Genomic DNA, 9,528 nt, shown 5'->3' with positions numbered 1-9,528 from the left:
TTACAACGGATAGACACAAATGGGTTGCCCATTATACCATAATGGAATATGCACCGCCGTATTGTTCGATCATGATTTTTGCCAGTCGTGCATCGGGTTTTGTGATTTTCACAGGAAATTCCAGCTTCTTTTCATAGATCCACATTTATTTACACTCCTTTCCGGCCAGAGAAAAATTTGCATCTGTCTGCCAAGGCCAAGGGTTATCTTTCCACTGCCAATCCTGGGTATTAGAAGCGTAGCTGCGGAAAGAGCACAGAGGACCAAAGGCTTCTTCGTATTTCATGCGGACGGTATCGGCGGCAGTGATGACCTGGTTATAGGCCATAATGGCTTCTGCATTGTCGGGGTGAGTATTCAGGAACAGCCCCAGGTCTACGGCGATAAAATCCAGTTCGGTCAATGTTTTGAGCAGTTCATTGCGGTCCATGTTCAATCCTCCCTTCCAAAACGATAAAGATTCCAGCCGGAGCAATAGGGCATGGAAAGATCGGCAAAGGCGGTGCCGCAGACCAAGCTCTGTTCCTGTTCCATAGGTGCTTCATAGGGCTGAAAGGGGACCATAGCCTGCGCAAGGCCTACGCGTGCGATCACGCAGGCATTGCAGTCTCCCATGCTTGTATCGGGAATGAGGGCGGCGGGGGTTGCTGCCATAGAGCGTTGTGTATCGGCAGATTGCTGTGGGCATCTGCCTGTATCGCAGACGAAATTTCTGCACATTTCTTTCATGAAACTTCCTCCTTTAGGCATTTACACTAATCATCATATGAAAAACAGAGATTATGGTGCAGAAGGCGAAAAGGGATTTTTTCAGAAGAAAAACAGCAGCATCTGAAAAGATGCTGCTGCTTTTCTTCTTACCGCGGGATAAAGCAGCATGCAAAAGGGGAGGCCGGGAGGGGTTGGATTCCCCTTCTTTGGGCAGTGCTGCTTTATATTTTTATGGCTTTTCGGCCATTTTTGAAGCGAAATTATGATTGATGATTAAGAGATAGACATACCGAATACCATACCGGCGATGATGATCGCACCGATTGCGATAGGATCCAGATATTTTACGATAAACTTATATGCAGGCGCCAAGGTAAATTTAAATTTGCCATTGGAGCTGGCTTCCTGAATAGAATTATCTGTACCCCAAATCCAGCCTACGAACAGGGTTGTAAAGAATGCGCCGGCCGGCAGCATCAGTCTGTCTGTCAGGTATTCCAGGAAATCGCCGAAAGTAGGGAATTCCAGACCAGAACCGGAGATCCATACACCCTTCAGATTCATATAAGCCTGAGACAGGGTATAAAGTACACCAACGATAAAGATGATGATGGATGCACCGAGCAGAGCTTTCTTTCTTGCGATACCTTTTTCTTCAACCAGGAATGCAACGGTACCTTCCAGAATGGATGTGGAAGAGGTGATCGCCGCAAAGAACAGCAGGAAATAGAACACCATACCGATGAACTGACCACCAGGAATCGCCATGAATACGCCTGCCAGTGTGGCAAAGCCAAAGCCGCCGCCCATACCAGGGGCAATACCTGTAGCAAATACAGCGGGGATAATCATGAAGCCTGCGAACAGGGCAACTAAAGTATCCAGTGTACATACGATAGCTGTATTGGAAATCAGGTTATCTTCGCTGGACAGGTAGGAGGCGTATGTCATCATTACGCCCATGCCAAGGGACAAAGAGAAGAATGCCTGCCCCAAGGCTGTCAGGATAGCAACGCCATTGATAGTGGAAAAATCTACATGCAGCATATATGCCAGACCTTCATCAGCACCGGGCAGTGTGCAGGAACGGATCATCAGGAAGATCAGCAAAATGAACAGTACGGGCATCAGGATCGTAGACATTTTTTCAATCCCTGCAGTACCATGGCTGATGATATATGCTGTTAAAAACAGGAAGATGAAGGGATAGATGATTGCCCCCTGTACAGGGAAAGAACCATCAGCACCCAGCAGATTGTTCAGGAAGTAAGCCATGGGGTCTGCCCATACAGTCTTCACATCTACGATGTAGGCAACAATATATTTTATTGCCCAGCCGCCAACCTGGCAATAGTAGCACAGGATGATGAAGCCTGTCAGAACGCCCAGACCGCCGACCCAGGACCATTTTGCGTTCAGTTCGCGCATTGCGCCAACTGCGTTTTTGTGGGTTTTACGGCCGACTGTGAATTCAGCCATCATTACAGTTGTACCGATCAGAGCAACAATGATCAAATAGATGATCAGGAAAGCGCCGCCGCCGCAAAAATATGCTTTGCCGGGGAATTTCCAGATGTTGCCCAAGCCAACTGCAGAGCCGGCAGCGGATAGGATGAAACCTAACTTGGAACCAAACTCAACACGATTTTCAGTTGTAGACATAAGTATACCTCCTTTACAAAAGAACAAATGCATGGAAACGAAGCTGTTTCCCAGGATGAGAAAAGATGACTGGAAGCGTAAATACGGATAGGATGATTGCCTTCTTTTTTACAACAGATAACACTGTCCCTCCTACAGTTTGTCTGATGTCTAATGGATATTTCAGCCTAAAAAAGAAAAAAATGTATGTACTTCCAGAAATTTACATTTCTATCCTATAAGTAGAATAGCGGAAAAACATATAAAAATCCATAAAAAAACCGTTAAGATATCGGTGTGTTTCCCTTAACACTGGAGAGAAATATGAAAATGAATTGTATAGTATGTATAAAAAGACAATCGGTAAATGGGATTGTACATGGAAAAATGCTAAAGAAATGGGCGAAAAAAGGAAGGTCGGAGGGGGAGCCTCCAACCTTGTCGTAAAATTTCTTATGCAAAGATATGCTTTTCAGTTTCTTTTTAAGAAAATATTTTTGATTAAGAAATAGACATACCAAATACCATACCGGCAATGATGATGGCGATGATCGCAACGGGAGCGATATATTTCACCAGGATCTTCCATGCGGGAGCCAGTGTGAATTTATATTTGCCATTGGAAGTAGCTTCTTCAACAGCATTGTCGGGACCCCATACCCAGCCAACAAACAATACGGAGAAGAATGCACCCAGAGGCAGCAACAGTCTGTCTGTCAGGTATTCCAGGAAGTCGCCAAAGATAGGGAACATGATGCCTTCTTTGGAGATCCAGATACCTTTGATGTTCATGTAAGCCTGAGACAGTGTGTACAGAACACCGATGATGAAGATGATAATAGATGTACCAACCAGAGCTTTCTTTCTTTCGATGCCTTTTTCTTCAACCAGGAATGCAATGGTACCTTCCAGAATAGATGTGGAGGATGTTACAGCGGCGAAGAACAGCAGGAAGTAGAACAGCAGACCGAACAATGTACCGCCGGGGATTGCCTGGAATACACCTGCCAATGTTGCGAATGCGAAACCGCCGCCCATACCGGGGTCGATACCTGTAGCGAATACAGCGGGGATGATCATGAAGCCTGCGAACAGAGCTACGCATGTATCCAGTACGCAGACAATACCAGTATTGGAAACCAGGTTATCTTCGCTGGACAGGTAGGAAGCGTATGTAATCATAACGCCCATACCAAGGGACAGAGAGAAGAATGCCTGACCAAGGGCAACCAGAATTGCGTTTGTACCAATTGTGGAGAAATCTACGTGCAGCATATAATCCAGACCAACATCTGCGCCGGGCAGTGTGCAGGAACGGATCATCAGACCGATCAGCAGGATAAACAGCAGAGGCATCAGAATCTTAGACATTTTTTCGATACCAGCAGTACCATGGCTGATGATGAAACATGTCAGCAGCAGGAAGATCAGGGGGAAGATAATAGCACCCTGAACAGGGAAGCCGTTTGCACCCAGCATGCCCAGGAAATATGCCATAGGGTCAGCATATACAGTCTGTGCTTCTACGATGTAAGCATAGATGTATTTCATTGTCCAGCCGCCAACCTGGCAATAGTAGCACAGGATGATAAAACCGGTCAGGACGCCCAGACCACCTGCAAAGGACCACTTTTCGTTGATTTCACGGAAAGCGCCGATTGCGTTTTTGTGGGTTTTACGGCCAACTGTGAATTCAGCCATCATTACAGTTGTACCGATCAGAGCAACCATCAGGATGTAAACGATCAGGAAAGCACCGCCGCCGCAGTTATACGCTTTACCAGGGAATTTCCAGATGTTGCCCAGACCAACTGCAGAACCGGCAGCTGATAGGATGAAACCTAACTTGGAACCAAACTCGGCACGATTTTCAGTTGTAGACATAAGTATTCCTCCTCACATAAAAGAATAATAAGAGCGTGGAATGAAGGATCATTCCTGTGATGAAAAAAGTTTCAAATAATGAAACTTTTTGACTGCTGCAATTCCCTCCCTCAAATTTCCTCTTCTGTCAAAGACAGTTCGGAAATAAAAACTGCAACAGTGATTAGGTTCAAACCTATTTTACCTTATATATTAAATAATTTCAATAAAAAATTTAAAAAAAAACAAAATTTTTTGTTCATAAGTATGTATTAAAATAAATACAAAGTTAAGAAATACGTAAATAACGAAAAAAACAGCATAGTTTTAGTGAATAAATTTTACGCGAAATGAAAAAAGTTAACAAGAAATTTATACCATAAATGGAAAATAATGGGAAAAATGAAGGAAAAACAATAAAATTCAGCCTACATCAAATGACTTGTCTGAGGTATGAGAAGTTTATGGAGAAGAAAAAAGTGCCGGGAAATTTTCCCGACACGAAATATCTTGTCCCGCAGAATCAGGGGAGTTTTTCATCAAAAAGCTTGTAATACTGCCAGTTTTTCAGAAGTGTTACCAATTGAGCCTGCTCTTCAGAAATGGTTTCTGTGTAGGTACCATTTTTATCTACATAGATATTTTTTGCACAAACGGGGACTTCCCTGCGGAGCTGGTTGTTATAGCTGTGCAAAGGAGATTCATAGCCCGGAACGTACAATTCCAAAACAGCAGAACCTAAAAATTGGGAGCTGATGAGACCATCTTCCGGAAGCCCGATTTCCTCGGCAGTTTTTGTATCTGCCAGAGCCTTTGCGCTGTCATTCTGCCAGATAAAATAAGGCGTTTCATAAACAGCCAGCTGTTCTTCCGGTGTGCCGTTGGCATCAATGGGATACTCCAGCAGGTCGAAAAATTCCATACCATTAGAGAAGCCGGGCAGATGGTCGCCAAAATAGACCAGAACGATGGGTTCCTCAGAAGTTTCCGCATATTCTTTCAGGCGGCCGATTTGTTCATCCGCATCGATGATGCCTTGGAAATATTGGGTCAGCAGGTCTGTTTGGGTTTCATCCAGAGGAATATCCGTGGAGAAATTGGCAGGCAGAGTGCCGTATTTCTTTTCATAGGGGCCATGGTTTTGGATCGTCACAGTGAAGGAAAAGAGGGGGGTATCCGTTTCCTTGATATGGGTATCCAGTGTTTCGATGATCTTATCCATGGTGACTGCTTCATTGATATAGCCGCCATAGCCCTGGGTTGCCAGATCAAAGGAATCTTCCAGGAAATAGCAGGTTTCAAAGCCCAGATCGGGGTAAACATTCTGGCGGTTATAGAACCAGGCATAGCCGGGGTGGATGGACAATGTCTCATAGCCCAGCTTCGCAAGCTGACGGGGTATGCCGTCAAAATCGCTGTGGATAAAATTATAGGAAGGCAGGGAACTGTCCAGATAGCGGGTAGCGCAGCCGGTCAGCACATCGTATTCCGTATTGGAGGTGCCGCCGCCGAAATTGGGCACTACGATATGGCCGCTGATGGTATCTTCTTCCGCGCAGATGGCTTTCCAGTTCTGCAGAGGGTCACGGTACTCGGAAAAATCCAGATGTTCGTTTTCGCTCAGATCGGAGAAGGCCTCCCCCATAATCATCACGATGTGGGGATATTGCGTCCCTTCGCCGGGGGCGGCTTCAGGGGCTGCCCAGTCGGTATCTTCCAGCTCCGCGAAGTAGGTGACATCGTAGCCTTCCGGTTCTTTCATCTGCGTGATGTTGAATTGATGCAGGAAGGAGTAGATCATCCCGCGGGTGTTGTATTGGTTTACCTGAAAATAGGGGTTATCTACGGTAGGGTAACCATCATAAAGGGCTTTATCTGCATACCAGAGCTGATTTGCACCGAAGCCGCAGGCAATCACCAAGAGAATCCCCACCAGGCGGGGGACAGCAGGCAAAGCCGTACCTTTGGATTTTCGGAAACTCAGCACCAGCAGCACGGCAAACAGGACAAGCAGCAGCCCGATCAGGATCAGCTGATAGATGGGAAAAGTCTTTAGGATGGTCGCCGCTTCTTTTACCAATGTCAGATCGGTAGGGAGCAGAGGCTCCTGCCGCATGGAGACTTTGATGCGGTCTGCAACGGCAAAAAAGATTAGAACTACCCCTGTACAGCTGATGGAGAAAAAGAGCCGCTTTGTCACGAGAAACAGCAGCAACAACAACAGCAGAACAGGCAGAATATTCAGCAGCAGCATGGAAGGGGCGTGCAAAATTTCCCAGCCTACATGCAAAATCTTTGTGGTGGTGATGAGATAGACCAAGCCGGTGATAAAAACGGCACTGACTAGAAGAACAGCAGCAATACCCTGAGGGGTATCAAAAAATTTTTGAATCTTATATAAAACAGAGGCTTTTTCAGGCGACTGTTCCTTCATGATCATGACCTCCTTTACGTGGAATTCCAATGGTTTTTATCCTTATCATTAGGGATTATACGAAAATTTATCGGAAAAGTAAAGAAAGGCGAAAGGGGGGAAGGTTGGAAAATTAAGAATTTTGTCCCTTTTCATGTGGGTGAAATCGTGTATAATAAAATAGGAAAGTCCTGAATATTGAAAGAAAACCATGCAGAAAGACAAAAAATGGAAATAGATGCAATTCTGTTATTGTCAGGGTTTGTCAGATTTGCTATAATCAAAGGGTTGCAAAGAAATAAACACCATACAGTGTGTAACTCTGAAAAAGAGGAGAATTGAATATGGGTGAAAAAAGAGAATACAGAAGACGCCGCAGACCCCCTGAGGATATGGAGCTGCGCCAGCGCCAGGTGCGCCGCAGGCAGACCCGGGTCCCTTACCAGGAAGAACAGCGGCGGGCAGCGTATGAGGAACAGACTTATATTGACCCCAGAAGGGTTGCTCAGGGCAGAAGGATGTCCCGGCGCAAGGCGGAACAGAGAAAAAGACGCCGCAGGAGCATTCTGTTGGTCATTGCGTTGCTTCTGATCCTGATTGGTACATACGCTGTGGCAAAGGTTTGGGCGGCCATGGACAGATGGGAAGGCAAGGCGGAAAAATCCAATTTTGTTGTTTCCGCAGAGGATCAGTCGAAGGTGGAGGAAGTCATCAATGTGGCCATTTTTGGCACGGATGAAGACGGCTTCCGGGCGGATGTGAATATGGTGGCCAGCTTCAACACCAAAACCAAGGAACTGCATTTTATTTCTGTTCCCAGGGATACCAGAGTCACCATGACCGATGAAATGATCGAATATCTGGAAGAAAATAATGCCTATGTGCCCAACCGAAATGGGGTTTATGGCCAGTGTAAGCTGACAGAGGTACATGCCTATGCGGGCAACGATAACCGCTGCACCTTCTCTGTGGCAATGCTGGAAGATCTGCTGGGAATCAAGATCGATTATTATGTAAAGGTAGACCTTTCTGCTTTCCGTCAGATCGTAGACGCTGTAGGCGGCGTGGATTTTGAAGTAGAACAGAGATTGTATTATGTAGACCCTTATCAGGATCTGTATATTGACCTGTATCCCGGCATGCAGCATTTGGACGGGGAAAAGGCAGAACAGCTGGTTCGTTTCCGGGAAGGCTATGCCCAGAAAGACCTGAAACGGATCGAAGTACAGCAGCAATTCATTCAGGCGCTGATCGAAAAGGTTTGCAGTTCTGAAACATTGATGAAGAATCTGGATAATCTGGTGAAAGTGGCGCTGGATTGTACGGAAAGCAATATTTCTGTATCGGAAGCATTGAAATATGTAAAATATGTGAAAGACCTTGACCCTGCGAAGATCACAAGTGATACAGTTCCCGGGGAAGGCGGCTCTTATTTTGATATTGATGAAGAAGGCACGAAAGCGCTGATCGATTGGCGGATCTACGGAATCGAACCGGAAGAAGACGTGCAGACTATGGATGAAGAACTGATGAATGGGTGAGAAATCAATGAGTGGAAAAAGAAGACGCGCACCAAAGAGAAGAAGAGCGTTTAATCCGATAAAGACATTTTTCAAAATCGTATGTTCCATCGTGTTGGTTTTTGTGATTTTGGCGGGCGGTGCATGCTTTGCTTATTATAAAGTGACAGGCAATATGCCCTTTTCCAATATGGGCATCACCACAAATGCAACAGATATGAATATGCTGGATGCGCTGCTGGGCAGAAATATCAAAATGAATGTGGCGGTATTTGGTGTGGATAAGGACGGCACCAGAACGGATGTGGCTTTTGTGGTGCATTATGACAGCGCCCAGGAAAGCCTGAGCCTGATTTCAATCCCCAGAGATACCCGTGTTTCTGTTTGTTCCGAGGTGGAGGAACTGTTAGGGAAAAGCTATGGTGTGATGAAATTCAATGCAGTCCATGCCATCGGCGGGAAGGAGCATGGCCCCGAGGCGGCAGTGCTGCAGCTGGAGGATTTGCTGGGCATCAGTATTGACCATTATGTCAAAGTGGATTTTGATGCACTGGTGGAAATCGTAGATGCTGTAGGCGGCGTAGAGGTAGATGTTCCCCAGGATATGAAATGGGATATGAGCGATACGGGTGATATCACCATTGACCTGAAAAAAGGCCTGCAAACGCTGGATGGCAATAAGGCATTGCAGCTGGTCCGTTACCGGAAGGGATATGCAAACGGGGACGTTGGCCGTATTCAGGTGCAGCAGATGTTCCTGAAGGCTTTGGCCCAGAAGGTGCTGAGTACGGAAAGCATCGTAAAGAATCTGGGGGATTATATTAAAGTCATGTATAAGCATGTAGATACGGATGTCAGCCTGACGGATGCCTTGAAATATGCGAATTATATCAAGAAGATCGATATGAACAAAATGACCATGGAAACATTGCCCGGTGTGGGCCAATATGTGGGCGGGGTATCTTATTTTATCCATGACCCCGATGCTACACAGGAAATGGTAGACCGTATTTTCTACAGCATTGCGCCGGAAGTGAACGAAGATGGTTCTATCGACAGCAAGAGCCTGCTGATTGAAGTTTCCAACGGCGGCAATGTGACAGGCTTGGCGGGCCGATTTACCGAAGAGCTGAGCCAGGAAGGGTTCCGCCTGACTGAACCTACCAATTATAACGGTGAACAGGTGGATTATACCCGGATCCAGGTGAAGACCGAAGGCACAGGGGAAGACTTGGTGAAATATTTTGATAATGCGAAGGTGGAACTGGCACCCGATGCTGTGGGCAGCGCAGATATCCGCATCATTCTGGGCACAAACGAATCCTGATAAGTCCAGCGGTGTGATGTCAAGTGAGAAATGAATAATAAATCAAATTTTTT

7 protein-coding genes and 1 pseudogene are annotated in these 9,528 nt (G+C 46.0%); 2 read left to right on the top strand and 6 right to left on the bottom strand.

Going from position 1 to position 9,528, the window contains the following annotated elements:
* Positions 1-52: 52 nt before the first annotated feature.
* The 6 genes and pseudogenes from ACI39P_RS07160 to ACI39P_RS07135 form a co-directional block, all read right to left on the bottom strand.
* Positions 53-145, bottom strand: a pseudogene (locus ACI39P_RS07160) (manganese catalase family protein); the annotation flags it as partial.
* On the bottom strand, positions 146-430 hold the full coding sequence (locus ACI39P_RS07155; RefSeq protein ID WP_439719983.1) for a spore coat protein CotJB: 285 nt from the start codon (positions 428-430) through the stop codon (positions 146-148). It abuts the pseudogene before it with no gap.
* A 2-nt stretch (positions 431-432) separates the two neighbouring features.
* Positions 433-729, bottom strand: coding sequence for a spore coat associated protein CotJA (locus tag ACI39P_RS07150; protein ID WP_439719982.1), 297 nt, complete (start codon positions 727-729; stop codon positions 433-435).
* A 255-nt stretch (positions 730-984) separates the two neighbouring features.
* Positions 985-2,373 carry a sodium-dependent transporter gene (locus tag ACI39P_RS07145; RefSeq protein ID WP_439719981.1) on the bottom strand — a complete coding sequence of 463 codons (1,389 nt, stop codon included), beginning with the start codon at positions 2,371-2,373 and terminating at the stop codon, positions 985-987.
* A gap of 480 nt (positions 2,374-2,853) precedes the next feature.
* A complete protein-coding gene (locus ACI39P_RS07140; protein WP_439719980.1) occupies positions 2,854-4,236 on the bottom strand; it encodes a sodium-dependent transporter in 1,383 nt (460 codons plus the stop codon).
* A 502-nt stretch (positions 4,237-4,738) separates the two neighbouring features.
* Positions 4,739-6,649 (bottom strand): sulfatase-like hydrolase/transferase, encoded by a 1,911-nt coding sequence (locus ACI39P_RS07135; RefSeq protein WP_439719979.1) that lies wholly within the window; start codon positions 6,647-6,649, stop codon positions 4,739-4,741.
* Between the two features lie 323 nt (positions 6,650-6,972).
* Here ACI39P_RS07135 and ACI39P_RS07130 point away from each other — a divergent pair, with 323 nt between their 5' ends.
* Positions 6,973-8,169, top strand: a complete 1,197-nt coding sequence (locus tag ACI39P_RS07130) for an LCP family glycopolymer transferase (RefSeq protein ID WP_439719978.1) — start codon at positions 6,973-6,975, stop codon at positions 8,167-8,169.
* 7 nt (positions 8,170-8,176) lie between these two features.
* On the top strand, positions 8,177-9,475 hold the full coding sequence (locus tag ACI39P_RS07125) for an LCP family glycopolymer transferase (protein ID WP_439719977.1): 1,299 nt from the start codon (positions 8,177-8,179) through the stop codon (positions 9,473-9,475).
* Positions 9,476-9,528: the final 53 nt, after the last annotated feature.

It is taken from the genome of Anaerotignum sp. (assembly GCF_051877975.1).
In the GTDB taxonomy this organism is placed as follows: Bacteria; Bacillota; Clostridia; order Lachnospirales; family Anaerotignaceae; genus Anaerotignum_A.
This window is presented reverse-complemented; position numbering and strand designations above follow the sequence as displayed.